Origin of the sequence: Pandoraea fibrosis, from assembly GCF_000807775.2 — a bacterium.
Classification (GTDB): Bacteria; Pseudomonadota; Gammaproteobacteria; order Burkholderiales; family Burkholderiaceae; genus Pandoraea; species Pandoraea fibrosis.
Window position 1 is genome coordinate 287,623 of sequence record NZ_CP047385.1, and the last position, 20,925, is coordinate 308,547.

A 20,925-nucleotide genomic window follows, 5' to 3' on the forward strand; every position below is an offset into this window, starting at 1 on the left:
CATCGCGCGATCCCGTGACGAATCATCGAGTAAGGAGACGAATGCCAATGCAGACCCAACAAGACCCCAAGGCCCTGACGATGCTGATCGCCGGGAAGCGCGTCGGCGCGACACAGGGGGCCACCTTCGAGCGCCGCAATCCGCTGGACGGCGAGGTCGCCTCATGTGCGCCTGCGGCCACTGTCGACGACGCCCGCGCCGCCGTGCGAGCGGCATGGGACGCCTTCCCCGCATGGTCGAACACCGGCCCAGGCGAACGTCGGGCGCTGTTGATGAAGGCCGCCGACCGCCTGGAAGCGAAAGTCGAGCAGTTTCAGGCGGCGATGGCAGCGGAGACGGGGGCGTCGGGACTGTGGGCGGGCTTCAACGTTCATCTGGCGGCGCAGGGACTTCGCGAAGCCGCCGCGATGACGACGCAGATTGCCGGCGAAATCATCCCGTCGGATGTGCCGGGCAGTCTCGCGATGGGCGTGCGTCAGGCGGCAGGCGTAGTGCTGGGCATCGCCCCATGGAACGCGCCGGTCATTCTCGGCGTGCGCGCGCTGGCGTTGCCGCTGGCCTGTGGCAACACCGTGGTCTTCAAAGGCTCGGAGTTGTGCCCGGCCACGCACGGTCTGATCGCGGACGCGCTGGACGAAGCCGGTTTGCCGCCAGGCGTGGTGAACTTCATCACGAACGCACCGAAGGACGCCGGCGCGATCGTTGAGGGACTGATCGCAGAGCCCGCCGTGCGTCGCGTGAACTTCACCGGTTCGACGCGAGTGGGCCGCATCATCGCCGGGCTGTGCGCCGAACATCTCAAACCCGCCGTGCTCGAGTTGGGGGGCAAGGCGCCATGCCTCGTGCTCGATGACGCCGATCTCGACGCCGCCGTGAACGGTGTGGCGTTCGGGGCGTTCGCCAACTCCGGCCAGATCTGCATGTCCACGGAGCGCATCGTCGTGGCGGAATCGATTGCCGACGCCTTCGTGGAAAAGCTCGCCGCCAAGGCCCGCGCGCTGCCGCTGGGCGATCCGCGCGAAGGCCCGGTCGTACTCGGCTCCGTGATCGATATGGCGAGCGTCGAGCGTTGCAACGCGCTGATCGACGATGCCCTCGCCAAGGGGGCAAAGCTGCTGTGCGGCGGCCGCGCCGACACCACGCTCATGCCCGCGACATTGCTCGATCACGTCACCCCCGACATGAAGATCTACCACGAGGAATCGTTCGGTCCGGTCAAGGGCATCGTGCGCGTGAAGGACGACGAAGCGGCCATCGCGTGTGCCAACGACAACGCCTACGGCTTGTCGTCTGCCGTTTTCAGCCGCGACATTGCGCGAGCGATGGGCGTGGCAAAGCGCATCGAGTCCGGCATTTGCCACATCAACGGCCCCACGGTGCATGACGAAGCGCAGATGCCGTTCGGCGGCGTGAAGTCGAGCGGCTGGGGACGTTTCGGCGGCAAGGCGGGCATTCACGAGTTCACCGATCTGCGCTGGATGACGGTGCAGACCACCCCGCGTCACTACCCGTTCTGAGCGACGCTCGGCGGCCGGACGCCCCATGACGTAACGCAAGACCACCATACCGCCGCAGCCGGGAGACCGGAACAGACGGCCGGAGGAGACAACCGTGTCACAACAGTACGAAACCGCCCCTGCGGGGGCTGGCGCAACATCCGGCCATTCCGGTGCCAGCGAGGCTCACCAACCCGACGCCAACGCTGCCGCCAGGACGGCAACGTCCGGCGCTTCGGCGAACTACGGCCGCGTGGTGGCGGCCAGTTGTTTCGGTACCGCCATCGAGTGGTACGACTTTTTCATTTACGGCTTTCTCGCGCCCATCGTGTTCGACCGGCTGTTCTTCCCGCAGCTCGATCCGATGGCGGGCATGATCGCCGTGTTTGCCACCTTCGCCGTCGGTTTCATCGCGCGGCCGATCGGCGGCATTGTGTTCGGCCACTTCGGCGATCGCATCGGGCGCAAGTCGATTCTGCTGTTCACGCTGATTCTGATGGGCGTAGCGACCACGATGATCGGTCTGCTGCCCACTTACGACATGGTCGGCATGTGGGCGCCGATCATGCTCGTGACGCTGCGTTTCGTGCAAGGGTTCGCGCTCGGTGGCGAGTCCGTCGGCGGCTTGCTGATGACGGTGGAAGGGGCGCCCGCGCACTTGCGCGGCCTCTTCGGCGGCCTGATTCAGGCGGCGGGGCCGACATCCATCGTGGGTGCTTCGCTGGCCATCGTGCTCATCACGCGACTGCCGGAAGACGACCTGCTCACGTGGGGCTGGCGCCTGCCGTTCCTCGTGAGTCTGTTGCTGGTGGCGTTGGGGACGTATGTGCGCCTCAAGGTGGAGGAGTCGCCGAGCTTCAAGGCTGCGGAGCAGCATCGCGACATCGCGAAAGTGCCGGTCGCGGAGGTAATCACGCATTACTGGCGGCCGACGCTCGTGACATTCTTCATCTGTCTGGCCGAAACGAGCTTCTTCTATCTGGTTGCGATCTTCTCGCTGTCCTATGGCACCAAGACACTCGGTCTGCCGCGCAACACGATGGCCGACGGTGTGCTGTACGCCAACATTCTCGCCATGCTGACGATCCCCGCGTTCGGCATGCTCTCCGACAAGCTCGGTCGTCGCCCGATGTTCCTGATGGGATTGGCCGCCACGGCGATCTTCATCTATCCGTTCTTCCTGATGATGGGCAGCAAGGAGACGGCGCTCGTGGTGATGGCGATCGTGATCGGCGCGGGCGTGATTCATCCGATGATGTTCGGCCCGGAAGGCAGCTTCTTCTCGGAGTTGTTCGACACACGTGTGCGGTTCTCCGGCGTGTCGCTCGGCAAACAGATCGGCACGGTGTTGGGCGGCGGGCTGGCGCCGATGATTGCCGCGAGTCTGCTGGCGTGGAGTCACGGGCAAATCTGGCCGGTGATCGTCTACTTCCTCATCCTCGCGGCGATGGCGTTGATCTCGACCTTCCTCGTGCGCGAGACGAAGGACCGCGCGTTGTAACGCGCCTCGTCCATCGATGAAAGCACAACAGCCCCGCTCGCGATGCGAAGCGGGGCTGTTGTCTTGTGGGGCAGACGCCGAAGCGTTACAGATCGAGTACCAGCATGGCCGAATGGCTACGCGAACAGCACGGCAGGATCTGATCGTTGGCGGCGCGTTCGTCATCGGTCAGGTAGACGTCGCGATGATCGGGCGTGCCGTCGATAACTCGCGTGAGGCACGTGCCGCACACGCCTTGTTCGCACGACATCTGCACTTCCACACCCTGAGCGGCGAGGGCGGCAACGATGGTCTCGCCGGCCTTCACGTCGATCACACGGCCAGTCGAATGCAGTTTTACCTGAAACGGCTTGTCGCCGTCGGTGTCTGCGGGCACCGGCGCGGCGAAGTATTCGCGATGCACGTTGCCTTCCGGCCATTGGGCGGCTTCTGCCCGTGCAAGCACGGCCTCGATGAATCCGGCCGGGCCGCACACATACAGATGCTTGCCACCGGACGGTTGCGCGAGGATGGCGTCGAGATTGGCGCGCTCGCCGTCGTTGTCGAAATACAGGCGTGTCTTTGCCGCGAGATCGTCGCGCGCGAAGCGCTCGCGAAACGCGGTGCGCGCGGCATCGCGGGTGCAGTAGTGCACTTCGAACGATGCATCGCTGGCGGACAATGCTTCGGCCATGCAGAGAATCGGCGTCACGCCGATGCCGCCAGCGAGCAGAATGCTGTGCTGCGCTTGCTCGGCGAGCGGGAAGTGATTGCGCGGTGCGCTGATCTCCAGCGTGGTGCCCACCGTGAGCGCATGCATGCCGGTGGAGCCGCCCCGCGACGCCGGGTCGCGCAGCACGCCCAGGCAGTAACGGTGCGTCTCCCCCGGCGCGTTGCACAGCGAGTACTGACGCACGAGGCCGTCGGCCACCTGCACGTCGATGTGAGCGCCTGCCGTGAATGCCGGCAGCGCGCTGCCGTCGACACTCACCAGTTCGAATTCGCAGATGTCGGTGGCGACATCGCGCTTGTTCGCCAGCCGGACTTTCATGCTGCGCTCTCCACGCTCGCCACGCCCTGTGCACCCGAAGTACCGGCGCGCTCGGCGTCGATCAAACGCTCTAGCACCTTGCGCGACTGCACGCCGCCTGCGTCGATGTTGAGCTTGAGAATCTTCTTCTCCGGATAGGCGGAGAGATTGCGTTGCTGGGCTTCCAGTACCTCCTGGTCTTCGGCGAAGATGCCGCCTTGCCCGCGTTTGATGGCGGCAGTCAGCTCGGCGTCTTCCGGCTTGAAGTTGCGCGCCATGCCCCAGAAGTACCAAATGGATTCGTCGGTCTCGGGCGTGATGAAGTCGACCACGATACTGCCCGCCTTCTTCTCGGCCGGGGCATCGTAACCGCCATGACCTGCGTGCGCGACCCCGACCTCGATCATCACGTGACTCGGCGGCGTGAAGCGGCAGACCTGCCAACGGTCGCACGGCACCTGATCGTCCAGACCGTTGGCGCGCAACGCGCTTGCCCAGAACGGCGGCGCCTTGATGTTTTCCATGTGACGCGCCGTGATCACCATGTCGCCCTCGACGGTCGTCTTCGGCGGCGCTTCCTCGATTTCTTCCTGACCGATGCTCGTCGCGTGCACATACGTTTCGTGCGTCAGGTCCATGAGGTTATCGATCATCAGGCGGTAGTCGCACTTGATGTGATACAGCCCGCCGCCATACGCCCACTGATCGCTCACGGCCCATTCCAGATGCGGGATTTCGTCGGGATTGGCGAGTGCGGCGTCGCCAGGCCATACCCAGACGAAGCCATAACGCTCGACACACGGAAACGAGCGCGTCTTCGGGAAGCCGCCGACACGCTGACCGACCATCTTCGTGCACTTGCCGCCGCCATCGACCGTCAGGCCGTGGTAGCCGCACACGAGGTGCCCGTCCTTGACGAAGCCCAGCGACAGCGCTGCGCCGCGATGCGGGCAGAAGTCTTCAAGGGCGGCGACGTTGCCGTTGCCGTCGCGGAAGAACACCATCGGCTCGTTGCAGATCTTGCGGCCGAGCGGCTTGTCGGCAAAGTCGTCCGGGGTGCAGGCGACGTACCAGGTATTTTTGAGAAACATGATCGTTTGTCTCCTTGGCGCACCTTCGACTGGCGCGCTCTCGTTGCAATAGGGGATGGTCGGGATGAATGGGGTGGGCGCGCGTCAGAGCAACTGGGCGCCCATGCTGTGTTCCTGCGTGACGATGTGCTCGCGGCACATGAACTCGGCGCGATCGGGCTGACGCGCGGCAATCGCCTCGACGATGGCGTGATGCTGGCGATGCGCATACGCGATGATGTCGGCGTACTGCCGCCGGTCTTCGTGGCCAAACGCCACCGTGCGCGGCGCGACGAACGGCACCAGATTGCAGCGCGCGATGAAGCCTTCGAGCAGCGGGTTGCGAGCACCGGTCACGAGCAGGTCGTGAAAGCGCGCGTTGAGCGACGCGTAGCCGATCTGCACTTCGGCCGTCATCGTATGGCCGGCGAGCAGGTCGTCGCCTTCGGCCAGCAGGTCGCGCAACTTCGCGAGCAACTCGGCACTCGCGCCTTTCTCGGCGAGCAGACGCGCGGCGTAGCCTTCGAGCGCGCCGCGCAGATGCAGCGCCTCGACACTCTCCTCACGCGTATGTGCCCGAACGGCATAGCCTCGCTGTCCGGCGCGTACCACCAGCCCTTCCTCGGCGAGCACGGGCAGCGCTTGCCGCACCGGCATGCGCGAGACACCCAGTTGCTCCGCGAGCTTGGCTTCGGCCAGGCGTTCACCCGGCGCGAGTTCGCCCTTGAGGATCATCTCGCGCAATTGAACCGTCGTCGGCGTGGGGTGCAGCATGCGTCTCCTTTCGATCACAGAAATATCTGCAGTCATGTCTGCCGGATGCTCAGGCTCGACCCTGTCAGATCCGGCTTTTTTTCATTATGGGATCCCGTAATTGCAAAACGCATCAGTAAATACCCTGCTTTATGACAATATGGGATCCCGGATAGACTCGGCGCTGCATAAATGCGGGTGGTGTCATTCGGCTGCCCGGCATCAAAAGACAAAAGACGGAGACTTCGCGTGGCAAAGATCATTGGGGGGATCGGTACGTCGCATGTGCCGACCATCGGCGTGGCGTACGACAAGGGCAAGCAGCAGGATCCGGCGTGGGCGCCGCTGTTTCAGGGCTACGAGCCGGTAGCGAAGTGGCTGGCAGAGAAGCAGGCCGACGTGCTTGTGTTTTTTTACAACGATCACGCCACGACCTTTTTCTTCGATATGTATCCGACGTTCGCGCTGGGCGTGGGCGAGTCGTTTCCGATTGCCGACGAAGGGGCGGGGTTGCGTCCGTTGCCGCCGATCCGGGGGGATGTGGCGTTGCAGGCGCACATTGCCGAATCGCTGGTGAACGACGAGTTCGACATCACCGTGTTTCAGGACAAGCCCATCGATCACGGTTGCGCGTCGCCGCTGCCGTTGCTCTGGCCGCACAAGCCGGACTGGCCGGGCACGGTCGTGCCGATCGCGATCAACGTGCTGCAATACCCGCTGCCGACAGGCCGTCGCTGCTATCGCCTCGGTCAGGCCGTGCGTCGCGCTATCGAGTCGTATCCGGAGGACCTGCGCGTGGTCGTGGTGGGCACGGGCGGTCTCTCGCACCAGATTCACGGCGAGCGCGCGGGCTACAACGACGAAGCCTGGGATCGCGAGTTCCTCGATCTGCTCGAACATCAGCCCGAGAAGTTGACCGAACTCAAGCACGTGGACTATGTCGAGCGCGGCGGCGCCGAGAGCGTCGAGCAAATCATGTGGCTGTCGATGCGTGGCGCCATGGGGCCGCGCATCAAGCGTCTGCATCTGAACTACTACCTGGCGACGACCACGGCCATGACGGTTGCGCTCTACGAGGAGGACGCCGCATGAATCCGCAACTCGAAGGGATCGAGGCGATCACCGGCACGTATGCGTTCGACCTGCGGGTGAGCAACCGCACGCTCAAGCTCAATCGTTTCTTCTGGCACATGATCCGCGCGGAGCATCGCGAAACGTATTTGAACGACCCCGTTGCCGCGATGACGGCGGCCGGCCTGAGCACTGAAGAGCAGGCAATGGTGCAGGCGCAGGACTGGCTGGGCCTCGTGCGTCACGGGGTGAATTTCTTCGTGCTGGAGAAGTTTGCCCGAGTGGTGCGCAAGACCAATCTCGAAGTCTATGCGCTCATGCGCGGCGAGACATTCGACGAGTTCATGGCCACGCGTCGCGTGCCGACCATGCGCTGAGCCGGGCATGTCCATCGACACCGCCATCAGCCTGACTCACACGCCGGCCGCTCCCCGGCTGGCGTGTCACGAGCGCGGCACCTGGAGTCGTGCGCCGCAGAACAACGAAGCGACGCTGCTGTGCCGCAAGCTCAGAGGCCTGCGCGCGATGGTCGCCGTGCTCGAATGCGATTCGGTCGCGCGCGCAGCCCGCATGCTGCATCTGTCGCAGTCCGCCGTGGCGCGTTCGATCTCCGACATCGAGGCCGAGCTGGGCTTCCCGCTGTTTCACCGCAGCGGGCGCGGTCTGATTCCGAACGCCGCAGGCCAACGACTCGGTGTGCGTGCCACGCGTGCGCTGGCCGAACTGGCCAATGGCTATCGCGAGGCGTTTGCCGCTACCGCGTCCCAGGCCGACGGCGGTGCGCGCGCGGCGAGTCGTTTCGCCGCCGTCGTTGCGCCTCAACAACTCACGAGCTTCATCGCCGTGGCGGAATTGGGAAGCGGGCCGCTCGCGGCGAATCGTCTGCAATGCTCGCAGCCGACGATCCAGCGCAATCTCGATCAACTCGAAGACCTCATCGGCATCAAGCTCTTTCGGCGCACGCCGCGTGGCACGCGTCTGACGGACGAGGCGCAGGCGTTGCTCGGCCCGGTGAAGCGGGCGCTGGCGGAACTGGCGATTGCCGAAGACGAACTCGCGCCGTTCGGCGGTCGTCAGCAGGGCACCGTGATCGTGGCCGCGCTGCCACTGTCGAGCGGCTTCCTGTTGCCCAAGGCCATCGATAGCCTGCTGTACACGTCACCGTATCTGAGTGTGACGGTCGTTGACGGGACCTACGAGGCGCTGGTGCGGCAGTTGCGTCAGGCCGACGTCGACATGATCGTCGGAGCCTTGCGCGCCAACGACGTGCCGCCGGACATCCGTCAGGAAGCACTGTTCGAAGATCACCTGTCGGTGGTCGCGCGCGCCGATCACCCGTGCCTGCTGTCGGGGCATGAACCGACGCTCGCCGAACTGGCTCAGTACGGTTGGGTGAGTCCATTGCCGTGCACGCCCGCACGCGGCGTGTTCGAGCGGGTGTTTCATGCGGAAGGGCTACCGCTGCCGCGCACGCAGGTGCACGCGAGTAGCTCGCCGGTGGTGCGCGGGCTGTTGTCGTCGAGCGACCGGCTTGCGTTGCTCTCGCCGGTGCAGATCACCTCGGAGTTGCGCACGGGCGAATTGGCCGTGGTGCCGGTCACGTTGCACCACGCGCGGCGAGCCATCGGAGTTGCCACGCGCCGCGACGGTTTGCTGTCACCGGCAGCCGAGCAATTGCTCGACGAACTGCGTGCGCTTGCGCCGACGATGCAGCATCCGACGTAATGCGCGCATCACATTCGTGAAGTCCCCGGCGAGCGCGGCGAAAATCGCCGGATTCGCCATGAGTTGCATGTCTCGCCTGCGTGGCCCGAGAACCGATTTTCGTTCGCGGGCCGATCGCTGAAGTGCGCTCGCTGCGCCTTGTGCGACGGGCGTTTCACCCACGGATTGCAATGTGTGCCGCAGCGCGAAATTCCTCTCGCAGAAAACGTCACATAACGTAGGGGAAATCTCGGGGATATACGAAAAACGCAACGCTCGACGCGGGAGTTTCATTCGACGTGTCGTTTTCGGCTGCCTAAGCTGTTCCGGACACATTGAAAAGGTGCGCCAACCCCCGGCGCACCACATCAGAAAAAACGGAGCGGCGCACGACGCCGACGAGGAGACGACACCATGATGAAGCGCCATCTCTGGCTCGCGGTAGCACTCGCGGGCGTTTGCCAACTCACTGCTGTCTCGGCGCGCGCCGAGGAAATCAAGGTCGGCATGTTGGGCCTGTTCTCCGGCTCCTCGTCGTGGTGGGGCACGGAGTACCGTCGTGGCGTGAACCTGTGGCTCGAACAGAACAAGAACAAGGTCGGCGACGACACGCTCGTGGTCCTGGAACGCGACGAAGGGGGTGTGAACCCGCAACGCACGCGTCAACTGGCGCAGGAACTCGTGGTGCGCGATCAGGTGCAGTACCTGTTCGGCGGCTCGTTCACGCCGAACGTGCTGGCCATGGCCGACGTGGCGAATCAGACCAAGACCCCGCTGGTCATCGGCAACTCGGGCACCTCCAACGTCACGCTCAAGTCGCCGTACTTCGTGCGCACGGGTTTCACGCAGTGGGCCGTGAGCGTGCCGCTCGTGCAGTACGCCGCCAGCAAGGGCGTGAAGAATGCCGCCATCGTGGTGGCCGACTTCGCCACGGGTTACGACGCCATCGACGCCTACAGCGAGACGTTCAAGAAGGCCGGCGGCAAGATCGCGGTCGAAGTGAAGGTGCCGCTGGGCACGACGGACTTCTCGAGCTACCTGCAACGTGTGCGCGATGCGAAGCCGGATGCCGTCTTCCTGTTCATGCCCGTGGGCCCGATGTCGGCAGGTGTCGTGAAGGCGTTCAAGGAGCGCGAACTCGACAAGGCCGGCATCCAGTTGTTCGCGACGACGGAGACGATGGAATCGGATCTGCCGGCCATTGGCGACAGCGCACTCGGCACGATCACCGCATTGCACTACTCGCCGTATCTGACCTCGCCGGAGAACGTTGCCTTCGTGAAGGCCTACAAGGCGAAGTACGGTCCGGGCGCGCTGCCTTCGATCGCCTCGGTGTCGGCATACGACTCGATGACGCTCATCGCACAGATGATCAAGGCCACCAAGGGCAAGAAGGACGGCGACAAGGCCGTTGCGGCCATCAAGGGCTACGCCTGGACGAGTGCTCGCGGCCCGGTGTCGATCGACCCGAAGACGCGAGAAATCATTCAGAACGTGTATATCCGTCGTGTGGAAACCATCGACGGAAAGCTCGGCAACAAGCCGATCGAGACCTACAAGTCGGTGGTCGAGCCGTGGCATCTGAGCCACCCCCAGGTGGCTGCCAAGTAATGCGGGCGTCGTCGTTCAGTTCGTTCGGTAATTTGTCATGACGCAATCGCTTGCCACTTTCCTGTCGTTGTCGATCGATGGCGTGGCCTACGGGATGTTGCTGTTCCTCATCTCCGTGGGTCTCACCGTCACGCTCGGCGTGATGCGCGTGGTGAATCTCGCGCACTCCGCCTTCGCCATGATCGGCGGTTATTTCACCTTGTGGGCCATGCAGCGCGCCGGGCTCGATTTCTTCGTCGCGCTGCTCGTCGGCGTGTTCGGCACGATGGTGCTTGGCGCCGTGCTCGAGCGCACGCTGTATCGCTGGGTCTACACGGCCAACGGTCTGGGGCAGTTGCTCATGACGATCGGCCTCGCGTTCATCATCTGCGCGATTGCCAAGAACCTCGCCGGCACGGAGTTGCAATCGATTCCCGTACCGCAGGGGCTGCGTGGCACGTGGGACTTCGGCGCGTTCTCGGTGTCGGTCTATCGCATCTTCGCGCTGGTGTGCAGCGCGGTGGTAGCCCTCGGTATCTGGTGGGGGCTGGAGCGCACGCCGTTCGGTGCGAAGCTGCGCGCCGCCGTCGACAACCCGCGTATGGCGCGTTGCGTCGGCATCGATGTTCCGCTGGTGTTCTCGATCACGTTCGCCATCGGTTGCGGTCTGTCGGGGCTGGGCGGTGCACTCTCCAGCCAGATCCTGCCGCTTGAGCCGTACTACGGCCTGAAGTATCTGGTGCTGGTGTTGATCGTGGTGGCCGCCGGTGGTCTGGGCAGTCTGCGCGGCTCGCTCTATGCCGGGTTGCTGTTGGGTATGATCGACACGCTCGGCCGTTACTACGTGCCGGCGCTCGGCGCCTTCATGATTTATCTGGCCGTGCTGGCCATTCTGCTGATCCGCCCGCAAGGGTTGGTCGGCCGCGCCTGAGCGGAGGGTCACGATGTCTCATACGAATCCTCTGCCGACGGTGGCCGGCGCTGCGCAAGTCGTTCCTGCGCTGCGTCGCAAGCGTCTCGGCGCCCTCGATGTGGTGCTGCTCCTCGTCGCCGTTGCCACGTATTTCTTCGCCGATCTGTATCTGGCGCTCGCCACGAGCGTGCTGATCATGATCATCTTCGCGCTCTCGCTCGATCTCGTGCAGGGCTACTGCGGTATCGAGACGTTGGGGCATGCGGCGTTCTTCGGTAGCGGTGCCTATGCGGCGGGACTCTTCGCGCTGCATGTGTCGCCCAATCCGCTGCTGGGCCTGGTGGCAGGCGCTGTCGTCGCGGCAGTCGTGGGGCTCATCACCGGCGTTGTCGTGCTGCGTGTGAGCGGCCTGACCCAGATCATGCTGACGCTGGCGTGCGCCACGTTGCTCTACGAAGCGGGCAACGTCGCGAAGTCGATCACCATGGGCGACGACGGCCTGACCGGCTACACCATCGCGCCCGTGCTCGGCCTGTTCGAGTTCGATATTTACGGCCACACGGCATATCTCTACGCGCTGGCCGTGCTGCTCGTCGTGTACCTGTTCACGCAGTTCCTCGTGAACTCGCCGTTCGGCCTGACCGTGCAGGGCATTCGCGAGAACGCCATGCGCATGTCGCTGCTCGGCGTGCGCGTTGGTCTGCGCCGCCTGATGCTGTACACCCTCGCCGCTGCGGTGGCCGGCGTGGCGGGCGCGCTCTCCGCGCAGGTGAACAACATTGTGGCGCTCGACACGCTGTCGTTCACGCTCTCGGCGAACGTGCTCGTGATGCTCGCGCTGGGCGGTACCGGACGCCTCTACGGCGCGGTCCTCGGTGCGGTCGTCTTCATGGTGCTGTCCGATCGCATTGCGGCCATCGATCCGACGAACTGGCTCGCCGCGCTCGGTGTGCTGCTCATCGTGGTGGTGCGCTTCGCTCCCGACGGTCTGATCGGTCTGGTGGATCGCTTTGCCGCCCGCTTCCGTCGTCCACGTGAGGGGGTGGCGACGTCGCCGCAGAGCACCGGCGCCAAAGCAACGACCACGGACAAGGAGGTGACGCCGTGAGCGCTGCACTCGAAATTCATGGACTGTCCAAGCGCTTCGGCCAACTGGACGTCACCCGCAATGTCAGTCTGTCGCTGCCCGTCGGCGCGCGGCACGCGCTGATCGGCCCGAACGGCGCAGGCAAGAGCACGTTGATGAATCTGCTCACGGGGGTGCTCAAGCCGAACGCCGGGGTGGTGCGCGTCGGCGGCACCGACGTCACGACGATGCCATCGCATAAACGCGTGAAGCTCGGGCTGGCGCGCACGTTCCAGCTCAACACATTGTTCGACACGCTGACCGTGGCCGAGAACGTGGCGCTGGCGCTCACGTCGCGGCGCGGTCTCGACGGGCGCATCGGAAAACCGCTCGCGAGCCGTCCGGCAGTCGTGGAAGAGGCGGCGGAACGGTTGCGCGATCTGGGCATGCTCGAACTCGCCGGCAAGCGTATCAACGAACTGGCGTATGGCCAGCGTCGTCAGGTGGAAATCGCGCTGGGCCTCGCGCTCGACCCCAAGGTGCTGCTGCTCGACGAACCCGTCGCAGGCGTGCCGTCAGGGCAGGGACGCAAGCTGTTCGAACTGCTCGAACGCCTGCCCGAAGACGTGGCGGTGATGGTCATCGAACACGACATGGATCTCGTCTTTCGCTTCGCGCGTCGCATCACGGTGCTGGTCGAGGGCGCGGTGCTGATGGAAGGCGAGAAGGACGAGGTGCGCAGCGATCCCCGTGTGCGCGACATTTATCTGGGGCGTCGCCACCATGACTGACATTCTGCTCGAAGCCGGCGGACTGAGCGCCGGCTATGGCGAGACCATCGTGCTCGAAGATCTGAGCCTGCGCGTGGGGGCGGGAGAGGCCGTCGCCATCCTCGGTCGTAACGGTGTGGGCAAGAGCACGTTGCTGCTCAGCCTGCTCGGACTCACCACGCGGCACGGCGGTGTGGTGCGTTATCGCGACGACGACATTTCGTCGTGGCCTGCCTTCAAACGCGCACGCGCCGGGCTGGCGCTGGTGCCGCAAGAGCGCGAGATCTTCAAGTCGCTCTCCGTCGAAGAGAACCTTCAGGTCTCGGCCATGGGGGACGAGAGCGACAGAGACGACTGGACGCTCGATCGCGTGTACGACCTGTTCCCACGGTTGCATGAACGTCGTCGCAATCTCGGCAACCAGCTCTCGGGCGGCGAGCAACAGATGCTTGCCATCGGGCGCGCGCTGATCGGCAATCCCCGCGTGATTCTGTTCGACGAGCCGTTCGAAGGACTCGCGCCGGTGATCGTCGATCAACTGGTCGACGCCTTCTGGAAGCTGCGTGCCAACGGTGGCATGGGCGTGGTGCTGGTGGAGCAACACGCGGAACTGGGGCTGGAGCTGACCGATCGCGCGCTGGTGCTCGACCGGGGCCGCGAGGTCTGGGCGGGACGCAGCCACGAACTCGCCGCATCGCCCGAACTGCTAGCCACGCTGGTCGGACTGGAAAGCGCCTGATCCTCGCGATCGGGCTGCGCACAACACGAATTGACGCCAAACACATGAGCACAACACAGAACACCTCTGTCCCCGGGCTGGCCGGCCTCGTCGTCAGCGCCCATTCGGCGGACTTTGTCTGGCGCGCTGCCGGCACGATTGCAACGCACGTCGCGCAGGGCTATCGCATGAAGATCGTCTGCCTGTCGTTCGGCGAGCGTGGTGAGTCGGCCAAGCTCTGGCGCAAGGGCGCGGAGATGACCGAAGCGAAGGTCAAAGCCGCACGCCGCGACGAAGCGCAGCGCGCGGCCGATATTCTCGGCGCGGAAATCGAATTCCTCGACATCGGCGACTACCCGATGCGCGTGTCCGACGACACGCTGTTTCGACTCGTCGACATCTATCGCGATGTACAGCCGTCGTTTGTCCTGAGCCATTCGGAAAAGGACCCGTACAACTTCGATCATCCGCTGGCGATGCACGTCACGCAGGAGGCCCGCGTGATTGCGCAGGCGGAAGGTCACAAGCCGGGCGAGAAGATCATCGGCGCGCCGGCGGTGCTCGCCTTCGAGCCGCATCAGACCGAGCAGTGCGAATGGATTCCGAATACGTTCGTTGACATCACGCCGGTGTGGGACAAGAAGCGCGCCGCCATCGAATGCATGGCCGGTCAGGAACATCTGTGGGATTACTACACGCGGGTGGCGCTGCAACGCGGTGTGCAGGCCAAACGCAACATCGGCATCACCGCCGCGCGCGACATCAAGTATGCGGAGGGGCTGATGCGCCTTACGCCGGTCGTGACGGAGCAACTGTCATGATTCGCGGCGTCGTCGTTCGTCAGATTCCCCGTGTCGATGCCGCTACGCTCGACATTCTGCGCAGCGCAGGCAGCGCGACCGTTCACGAAGCGCAAAGCCGCCTCGGCCTGATGGCGACTTACCTGCGTCCGATCTACGCCGGTGCGGCCGTCGCGGGCAGCGCCGTGACGGTTCTCGCGCCGCCCTCGGATAACTGGATGCTGCACGTCGCCGTGGAGCAGGCGCAGCCGGGCGACATCGTGGTGGTCGGCGTGACGTCGCCTTGCGACGATGGCTATTTCGGCGATCTGCTCGCCACGTCGATGAAAGCGCGCGGCGTGGCCGGGCTCGTGATCGACGCCGGTTGCCGCGACATCGGCACGCTCACCGAGATGCAGTTCCCGGTGTGGTCGAAGGCGATCTCGTCGCAGGGCACGGTCAAGGAGACGCTCGGTTCGGTGAACGTGCCGGTCGTTTGCGCCAATCAAATCGTGAACCCGGGCGATGTGATCGTGGCCGATGACGACGGCGTGGTCGTGGTGCCGTTTGCGACGGCGCAGACCGTGGCCAAAGCGGCCGCCGCGCGCGGTGCCGACGAGGCGTACAAACGCGGCGTGCTCGCCGGTGGCACGCTGGGGCTCGACTACTACAAGATGCGCGAACGTCTTGCCGCGAAGGGTCTGCGTTACGTCGATTCGCTCGACGAGTTGCAGGGCGAGTGAGGACGGCAACTTGACCGACATGGCCGAAATGACGCATTCCCAGACACGTATCCGCGCCGCTGTCATGCGCGGGGGCACCTCGAAGGGGCTCTACTTCCTGGCCGAGGATCTGCCTGCGGACACGGCGACGCGCGACGCCGTGCTGCTCGCGGCAATGGGTTCGCCCGACGAGCGTCAGATCGACGGGATGGGCGGTGCGAATCCGCTCACAAGCAAGGTCGCCATCGTGTCGCGGGCAACGCGTCCCGATGCCGACGTGGACTATCTCTTTGCACAGGTCGTGGTCGACGAAGCCCGCGTCGACTACGGACAGAACTGCGGCAACCTCCTCGCCGGGGTGGGGCCGTTTGCGATCGAGCGCGGGCTCGTAGCAGCAGCGGGCGACGTGACCGACGTCGGTATTCACATGGTCAATACGGGACAGGTGGCGGTGGCTACCGTGCAGACGCCCGACGGCGTTGTGAAGTACGACGGCGACGTTGCCATCGACGGCGTGCCGGGTACGGCCGCCCCGATGCCATTGATGTTCCGCGACACCGCAGGCTCGTCCTGCGGCGCGTTGTTTCCGACCGGCAGGCGTCAGGATGTCGTGGAAGGTGTCACGGTGACGTGCATCGATAACGGCATGCCGCTCGTGCTCATGCGTGCGGCCGACCTGGGGTGTACCGGCACGGAGTCGTGCGAACAGCTCGAAACGGACGCGGCGTTTCAAGCCATGCGCGAGAAGATCGAGGCGATTCGTCTGGCGGTCGGCCCGCGCATGAACCTCGGTGACGTGCGCTCGCGCACCGTGCCCAAGATGTGTCTCGTCGCGCCGCCGCAAGCCGGTGGCGCCCTCGCGACGCGTTGTTTCATTCCGCACCGCTGCCATTCGTCCATCGGCGTGCTGGCGGCGGTCAGTGTCGCAACGGCGGCCGCGTTGCCCGGGACCGTTTGCCATGAGATGGCGGTCGTCCCCGATGGCGCCGCGCCGCTGCTCGCCATCGAACATCCGACCGGCGAATTCACCGTCCGTCTGGCGCTCGGCGAAGGCGCCGACAGCACGCCGGACGTGACGCGAGCCGGATTGTTGCGCACGGCGCGCTGGCTGTTCGACGGCGAGGTCTGCATACCCGCTCGAATCTGGGCGCAGGGAGGGAAGTCATGAGCACCGAACGTCCCCCGTTGCTCATGCTTCCCGGCTTGCTTTGCGACCGGGTGGCATGGGCGGCCACTGCGGCGCTCCTGCCGCAATACGACTGCCGTGTTCCGGCATGGGGCGCACTCGACACCATCGAGGCGATGGCCGATCACGTACTGGCAAGTACGCCTGAGCCGCACTTCGCGCTCGCGGGACATTCGATGGGCGGACGCGTGGCGCTGGAAGTCGTGCGTCGCGCGCCGCATCGTGTGACGCATCTCGCGCTGCTCGACACCGGGTATCAGGCATTGCCCGACGGCGAAGCTGCCGAGAAAGAGCGCAGTGGGCGAGCGGCATTGCTCGCGCGTGCCCGTGAGGCCGGTATGCGCGCGATGGGGCAGGTGTGGGCGACCGGCATGGTGCATCCCGACCAGATCGGCACGCCGCTCTTCGGCGCGATTCTCGACATGATCGAGCGCAGCCATCCCGAACAATTTGCCGCACAAATTCACGCGCTGCTCGGTCGTCCGGATGCGACGTCGCTGCTTGGCGACGTGCGTTGCCCGACGCTCGTGCTGTGCGGGCGACAAGACACGTGGAGCCCGCTCGCGCGTCACGAAATCATGGCCGGACTGATGCCGAATGCCGTGTTGAACGTGGTGGAGCACAGCGGCCATATGAGTCCGATGGAGCGTCCGCAAGCGGTGGCAGAGGCCATGCAGGCATGGCTTGCGCGCCCGATGTCTGACGCGGCATCCACGCAGGAGAGATCGGCATGACGCAACACGTCGCGTATCAGGACACAACTCTCGCTGTCGATGTCAGCCCCCTCGACGCGTTGCTCGCCAAACAGGCGTGCCACGACCTCGTGATGCGCTTTGTCGCCTGCAATGACCGGCGTGACCCGCAGGGGCTGGGCGCGCTGTTTGCCGAGAAGGGCGTGCTGGTGCGTCCGAACGGCGACACGCTCGTCGGGCCGGCCGCTATCGCCGCCGCGTATGCCGACCGTCCGGCGGATCGGCTCACACGGCATCTCGTGGGCAACGTGCTGATCGATGTCACGTCGCCCACGAGCGCCATCGGCAGCAGCACGGTGCTGCTCTGGAGCGGATCGGCGCAGGACACCCCGGGACCGTTCGGGCGTCCGGCGCAGGGACGTCAGGTCATGGGGGAATTCGAAGACACGTTTGTCCGGACCGCGCAGGGCTGGCGCATCGCTCGCCGTGAAGCGCGTTTCACTTTCATTCGCGAGGCGTGAGGGAAAAATCAGCGCCTCACGTCGCGCCAAAAAATGCGGGGATCGATGCCGAAAGTGCAGCACAGGAGGCGGCAGCGATCACCCGGCAAGGCAATCGGGGCAGTGAAAGCAGTCAGGCCGTAAAGGCTTTGAAAAGGGGCAGTACCCGAGGCGGCCGGCGTGCCGTCTTGCAGAAGGCTGGGCCGGCGACGTTGCCATCGGTCCGGAGGTTTGGAGACCCGAGGGTGAGCAGACCCTCTTAGCTGTGTATTTCAAAAACAAGGGGACAGAAGTGAAAGTGAAACACGCATTGGCCGCTGGCCTGCTGCTGAGCGCAGGACTGGCTCAGGCGCAAAGCAACGTGACGCTGTACGGCATCATCGATACCGGCATCGCTTACTACAACAACGCTGCCGGGGGCGGCAGCTTCGTCGGCGAACCGACCCTCACGGGCAAGGTGCCGTCGCGCTTCGGCTTCAAGGGCGTCGAAGACCTGGGCGGCGGTCTGAAGGCCGTCTTCACGTTGGAAAACGGCTTTCAGCCGGGCACCGGGGGTCTGAACTACGGTGGCCGTCTGTTCGGCCGTCAGGCGAACGTGGGACTGTCGGGCTCGTGGGGGACGTTGCTCATCGGTCGTCAGAACAACATGACGTTCTACGTCACGGGCAACGCCGACGTGATCGGCCCGTCGATCTTCTCGCTGGCCAGTATCGATCCGTACATCGCCAATGCACGTAGCGACAGCGCCGTCGGCTATATGGGCAAGTTCTCGGGCGTGACGCTCGGCGCCACGTACAGCTTCGGCCGCGACGGTTCGGCCGCAGGGGGCCCGTCGGCCACGAACTGCGCAGGCAACGTGGCGGGCAACTACCAGGCGTGCAAGCAGTTCACCGGCCTGATCGGCTACGACTACGAGAACTTCGGTATCTCCGCGTCGTATGACCAGATGCGCGGCAACACGGGGGCAGCAGCACCGCTCACCAGCTCGCAGTACACCGACTCGCACTCGGTCATCAACGCGTACTACAAGTGGTCGACGGGGCGCGTGGGCGGCGGCTGGATTCACCGCAACGTGAGCGCCGACGCCGCATCGCTGCGCTCGGACATCTACTTCGTTGGCTTCACCTATCTGCCGACGATCACCTGGGCGTTCGACGCGCAGGCCATTCGTTATCAGTTGAAGAGCCGTGCCAATGCCACGATGCTCATCGGCCGCGCAACGTACTCGCTCTCGAAGCGCACGTCGCTGTATGGCATGGCCGGCTGGGTGGCGAACAGCCAGAACGGCGCGGTGGCAATTGCCGCCGGCGGTTCGGTCGTCACGGGTGGCAATCAGTTCGGCACGATGCTGGGCATTCAGCACACGTTCTGAACGGGTGTCCTGACGACGCCAGAAAGCGCCGCATCGCATGGGTTTGACACGCGCGCAACGTCCGGGGGGACGGTTCGCGCGTGAGGCGATGCGGCGTCACTCCCTGTTGCGCGGCATACGACGTGGTGGCGGTGCCGCGCGCCACGAGAGAGTGATCCGGCAGACGTCATGCGGCGTGACCGTGCGCAGCCGTACATTCCCCGAGCTGTGCCATTGCGCATGATTTTCCTGCCCGGCCCGGGCTATGATGCTCGCTGCAAGTGCGAAGGTTGTCCCGGGCCGCATTTTTTCCGCTGTCTTTGCGCGATACGCCATGTCTTCAGTGGGCTTCCCGCGTTTTCCTTCCCTGCGTGACGGCCGTTTCGCTTTCCGAACCCGTTTCACCACTTTCGACGTATGACCCAATCGATGGCACCCTCCGCACCGCTCGCCGAAGGACTGACAGCGAGCGCCCGGCGTATCGCTGTGCCTTCCATTTTGCTGGGCACCTTTCTCGGGAATCTGGACGCGTCCATTGCCAATGTCGCGTTGCCGACCATCGCGCGCGATCTCGTGGCCGATCCCGCGTCGACCGTCTGGGTCGTCAACGCTTATCAACTGATTTTCGCGATGGCCGTGTTGCCGCTGGCGGCGCTCGGCGAAAAGCTCGGCTATCGGCGCGTATTTCTCTTTGGCGTGGCGGGATTCACGCTCGCCTCGGTCGGCTGTGCGCTCGCACCGAATCTTGCGTGGCTTGTAGCGGCGCGCGTGGTGCAGGGGCTGTGCGGTGCGTGCATGTCGACCATCGTGCCGGCCTTGCTGCGCATGGTGTTTCCGCCGCAAATGGGCGGGCGCGCCATCTCGCTGCTCGCACTGACCGTTGCCTTGTCGACCGCCGCCGGCCCCAGCGTGGCAGCGGGCATCCTGTCGCTTGGCGACTGGCGCTGGTTGTTCGCGATCAATCTGCCCATCGGGCTGCTCGCGTTCGCCGCGTCTTACCGGTTCCTGCCGCGCACGCCCGGCGCCGAGCGGCGCATCGATGTGCCCGGTGCGCTGCTCAATGCTGCCGCGCTGGCGCTCTTCATCATCGGACTGGGGCATGTGGGCGAGGCGGGGCATCATGGCGTCGCGGCACTGCAAATCGTGCTGGGGCTCGGGGTGGCGGCGATCCTCGTGCGGCACCAACGCACGCAAGCCACACCACTGCTGCCGCTCGATCTGATGCGCGTACCGGTGCTGGCGCTCTCGTCGCTCACTTCGGTGGCGTGCTACATGTCGCAGACGCTGTCATACGTCGGCATGCCGTTCCTGCTGCAACATACGCTGGCTCGCAGCGAGGGCGTGACCGGTTTGCTCATCACGCCGTGGCCGCTGGTGATCGTGTTCATCGCGCCGCTGGCGGGGCGTCTGTCGGATCGCTTCGACAGCGCACGCATGAGCGCGCTCGGTCTGGGCGTGTTTGCACTCGGACTGGCGTCGCTGGCGTGGTTGCCGGTAGACGCCAGCGATTGGGGCATCGCCGCACGCATGGCGGTCTGCGGTTTGGGATTCGGCTTCTTTCAAACCCCCAACAATCGCATCATCATGATGGGCGCGCCGCGCGAGCGCAGCGGCGCGGCAAGCGGCCTGATGACGATGGCTCGCACGGTCGGCATGACGCTCGGGGCTGCTGTCGTGGCATTGCTGTTCGACCTTTACGGCGATGACGGGGCACGCGCAGCCATGGTGGCGGCGACAGTCCTTGCCGCGCTCGGCGGGGCGGTGAGTTTGTTGCGTGTGCGGGCCAGGGCGCGCGTCGGGTAATCGTCACGGCGTTGGCCGGCTGGGCGCGGTGACCGGCGCTGCGTCCGCGACACGGGCTGGCCTGTGCGGCCCTGGGCAGTCACACGGCGGGCCGAGTCGATTTGTCAAAGCGGGCCTTGCGCGCTAGCATCGTGCCTTGCCGTGGCTGCGCCGCGTTCTCCGGCAAGCCGGGCGAATGCGCTGGTGGTGTAGCCATCTTCACGTATCTCCTCGCATGAATCCGCTATCTCC

At 65.0% G+C, this 20,925-nt stretch carries 20 protein-coding genes; 17 read left to right on the forward strand and 3 right to left on the reverse strand.

Translation table 11 applies throughout. The features are described from left to right. Positions 1–47: 47 nt before the first annotated feature. Together PI93_RS01165 and PI93_RS01170 are read left to right on the forward strand one after the other, a co-directional pair. Complete coding sequence (locus PI93_RS01165) at positions 48–1,517, forward strand: aldehyde dehydrogenase (protein WP_039370376.1); 1,470 nt, start codon at positions 48–50, stop codon at positions 1,515–1,517. Positions 1,518–1,611: 94 nt separating this feature from the next. Beyond that, positions 1,612–2,997: an MFS transporter gene (locus tag PI93_RS01170; protein ID WP_039370378.1), complete on the forward strand. Its 1,386-nt coding sequence runs from the start codon at positions 1,612–1,614 to the stop codon at positions 2,995–2,997. Between the two features lie 85 nt (positions 2,998–3,082). On the opposite strand, the gene PI93_RS01175 is transcribed toward PI93_RS01170, so the two are convergent. From PI93_RS01175 to PI93_RS01185, 3 genes are all read right to left on the reverse strand, one after another. After that, on the reverse strand, positions 3,083–4,027 hold the full coding sequence (locus tag PI93_RS01175; RefSeq protein WP_039370379.1) for a PDR/VanB family oxidoreductase: 945 nt from the start codon (positions 4,025–4,027) through the stop codon (positions 3,083–3,085). Continuing rightward, positions 4,024–5,097, reverse strand: coding sequence for an aromatic ring-hydroxylating dioxygenase subunit alpha (locus PI93_RS01180; protein WP_039370383.1), 1,074 nt, complete (start codon positions 5,095–5,097; stop codon positions 4,024–4,026). Before PI93_RS01180 ends, PI93_RS01175 begins: the two co-directional genes overlap by 4 nt. Before the next feature lie 84 nt (positions 5,098–5,181). Next, a complete protein-coding gene (locus PI93_RS01185) occupies positions 5,182–5,850 on the reverse strand; it encodes a GntR family transcriptional regulator (protein WP_039370386.1) in 669 nt (222 codons plus the stop codon). Between the two features lie 228 nt (positions 5,851–6,078). Here PI93_RS01185 and PI93_RS01190 point away from each other — a divergent pair, with 228 nt between their 5' ends. The 15 genes from PI93_RS01190 (at position 6,079) to PI93_RS01260 (ending at position 20,694) form a co-directional block, all read left to right on the forward strand. Next, positions 6,079–6,921, forward strand: a complete 843-nt coding sequence (locus PI93_RS01190; protein ID WP_039370388.1) for a gallate dioxygenase — start codon at positions 6,079–6,081, stop codon at positions 6,919–6,921. Continuing rightward, positions 6,918–7,277, forward strand: a complete 360-nt coding sequence (locus PI93_RS01195) for a protocatechuate 3,4-dioxygenase (RefSeq protein WP_039370391.1) — start codon at positions 6,918–6,920, stop codon at positions 7,275–7,277. Before PI93_RS01190 ends, PI93_RS01195 begins: the two co-directional genes overlap by 4 nt. 7 nt (positions 7,278–7,284) lie before the next feature. Next, positions 7,285–8,625 (forward strand): LysR family transcriptional regulator, encoded by a 1,341-nt coding sequence (locus PI93_RS01200; protein ID WP_039370393.1) that lies wholly within the window; start codon positions 7,285–7,287, stop codon positions 8,623–8,625. Between the two features lie 393 nt (positions 8,626–9,018). Continuing rightward, positions 9,019–10,215, forward strand: a complete 1,197-nt coding sequence (locus PI93_RS01205; RefSeq protein WP_039370394.1) for an ABC transporter substrate-binding protein — start codon at positions 9,019–9,021, stop codon at positions 10,213–10,215. 37 nt (positions 10,216–10,252) lie between these two features. Further along, positions 10,253–11,125, forward strand: a complete 873-nt coding sequence (locus tag PI93_RS01210) for a branched-chain amino acid ABC transporter permease (RefSeq protein WP_039370397.1) — start codon at positions 10,253–10,255, stop codon at positions 11,123–11,125. Positions 11,126–11,138: 13 nt separating this feature from the next. Further along, complete coding sequence (locus PI93_RS01215) at positions 11,139–12,215, forward strand: branched-chain amino acid ABC transporter permease (protein ID WP_039370400.1); 1,077 nt, start codon at positions 11,139–11,141, stop codon at positions 12,213–12,215. Then, positions 12,212–12,964: an ABC transporter ATP-binding protein gene (locus tag PI93_RS01220; protein WP_039370404.1), complete on the forward strand. Its 753-nt coding sequence runs from the start codon at positions 12,212–12,214 to the stop codon at positions 12,962–12,964. The genes PI93_RS01215 and PI93_RS01220 overlap by 4 nt, the downstream gene beginning before the upstream one ends. Then, a complete protein-coding gene (locus tag PI93_RS01225; protein WP_039370406.1) occupies positions 12,957–13,682 on the forward strand; it encodes an ABC transporter ATP-binding protein in 726 nt (241 codons plus the stop codon). Before PI93_RS01220 ends, PI93_RS01225 begins: the two co-directional genes overlap by 8 nt. Positions 13,683–13,726: 44 nt before the next feature. After that, the gene (locus PI93_RS01230; RefSeq protein ID WP_039370409.1) at positions 13,727–14,482 is read left to right on the forward strand and encodes a PIG-L deacetylase family protein; all 756 of its coding nucleotides are present in this window, start codon (positions 13,727–13,729) and stop codon (positions 14,480–14,482) included. Further along, positions 14,479–15,183 carry a 4-carboxy-4-hydroxy-2-oxoadipate aldolase/oxaloacetate decarboxylase gene (locus PI93_RS01235; protein WP_201278420.1) on the forward strand — a complete coding sequence of 235 codons (705 nt, stop codon included), beginning with the start codon at positions 14,479–14,481 and terminating at the stop codon, positions 15,181–15,183. Before PI93_RS01230 ends, PI93_RS01235 begins: the two co-directional genes overlap by 4 nt. 28 nt (positions 15,184–15,211) lie before the next feature. Then, on the forward strand, positions 15,212–16,330 hold the full coding sequence (locus PI93_RS01240) for a 4-oxalomesaconate tautomerase (protein WP_039370694.1): 1,119 nt from the start codon (positions 15,212–15,214) through the stop codon (positions 16,328–16,330). After that, positions 16,327–17,082 (forward strand): alpha/beta fold hydrolase, encoded by a 756-nt coding sequence (locus tag PI93_RS01245; protein ID WP_039370413.1) that lies wholly within the window; start codon positions 16,327–16,329, stop codon positions 17,080–17,082. Before PI93_RS01240 ends, PI93_RS01245 begins: the two co-directional genes overlap by 4 nt. Then, on the forward strand, positions 17,079–17,561 hold the full coding sequence (locus tag PI93_RS01250) for a nuclear transport factor 2 family protein (RefSeq protein ID WP_052240660.1): 483 nt from the start codon (positions 17,079–17,081) through the stop codon (positions 17,559–17,561). Before PI93_RS01245 ends, PI93_RS01250 begins: the two co-directional genes overlap by 4 nt. 271 nt (positions 17,562–17,832) lie before the next feature. Then, positions 17,833–18,912, forward strand: a complete 1,080-nt coding sequence (locus tag PI93_RS01255; RefSeq protein WP_370834480.1) for a porin — start codon at positions 17,833–17,835, stop codon at positions 18,910–18,912. A gap of 396 nt (positions 18,913–19,308) precedes the next feature. Then, on the forward strand, positions 19,309–20,694 hold the full coding sequence (locus tag PI93_RS01260; protein WP_052240661.1) for an MFS transporter: 1,386 nt from the start codon (positions 19,309–19,311) through the stop codon (positions 20,692–20,694). Positions 20,695–20,925 lie beyond the last annotated feature (231 nt).

What these genes read in the sequence shown, in the direction of transcription:
- PI93_RS01230 (WP_039370409.1), top strand. Translation starts at nt 13,727, where the DNA reads ATGAGCACAACACAGAACACCTCTGTCCCCGGGCTGGCCGGCCTCGTC.
- PI93_RS01245 (WP_039370413.1), top strand. Translation starts at nt 16,327, where the DNA reads ATGAGCACCGAACGTCCCCCGTTGCTCATGCTTCCCGGCTTGCTTTGC.
- PI93_RS01185 (WP_039370386.1), bottom strand. Translation starts at nt 5,850, where the DNA reads ATGCTGCACCCCACGCCGACGACGGTTCAATTGCGCGAGATGATCCTC.
- PI93_RS01210 (WP_039370397.1), top strand. Translation starts at nt 10,253, where the DNA reads ATGACGCAATCGCTTGCCACTTTCCTGTCGTTGTCGATCGATGGCGTG.
- PI93_RS01235 (WP_201278420.1), top strand. Translation starts at nt 14,479, where the DNA reads ATGATTCGCGGCGTCGTCGTTCGTCAGATTCCCCGTGTCGATGCCGCT.
- PI93_RS01205 (WP_039370394.1), top strand. Translation starts at nt 9,019, where the DNA reads ATGATGAAGCGCCATCTCTGGCTCGCGGTAGCACTCGCGGGCGTTTGC.
- PI93_RS01175 (WP_039370379.1), bottom strand. Translation starts at nt 4,027, where the DNA reads ATGAAAGTCCGGCTGGCGAACAAGCGCGATGTCGCCACCGACATCTGC.
- PI93_RS01240 (WP_039370694.1), top strand. Translation starts at nt 15,212, where the DNA reads ATGACGCATTCCCAGACACGTATCCGCGCCGCTGTCATGCGCGGGGGC.
- PI93_RS01195 (WP_039370391.1), top strand. Translation starts at nt 6,918, where the DNA reads ATGAATCCGCAACTCGAAGGGATCGAGGCGATCACCGGCACGTATGCG.
- PI93_RS01225 (WP_039370406.1), top strand. Translation starts at nt 12,957, where the DNA reads ATGACTGACATTCTGCTCGAAGCCGGCGGACTGAGCGCCGGCTATGGC.
- PI93_RS01250 (WP_052240660.1), top strand. Translation starts at nt 17,079, where the DNA reads ATGACGCAACACGTCGCGTATCAGGACACAACTCTCGCTGTCGATGTC.
- PI93_RS01165 (WP_039370376.1), top strand. Translation starts at nt 48, where the DNA reads ATGCAGACCCAACAAGACCCCAAGGCCCTGACGATGCTGATCGCCGGG.
- PI93_RS01215 (WP_039370400.1), top strand. Translation starts at nt 11,139, where the DNA reads ATGTCTCATACGAATCCTCTGCCGACGGTGGCCGGCGCTGCGCAAGTC.
- PI93_RS01180 (WP_039370383.1), bottom strand. Translation starts at nt 5,097, where the DNA reads ATGTTTCTCAAAAATACCTGGTACGTCGCCTGCACCCCGGACGACTTT.
- PI93_RS01200 (WP_039370393.1), top strand. Translation starts at nt 7,285, where the DNA reads ATGTCCATCGACACCGCCATCAGCCTGACTCACACGCCGGCCGCTCCC.
- PI93_RS01260 (WP_052240661.1), top strand. Translation starts at nt 19,309, where the DNA reads ATGACCCAATCGATGGCACCCTCCGCACCGCTCGCCGAAGGACTGACA.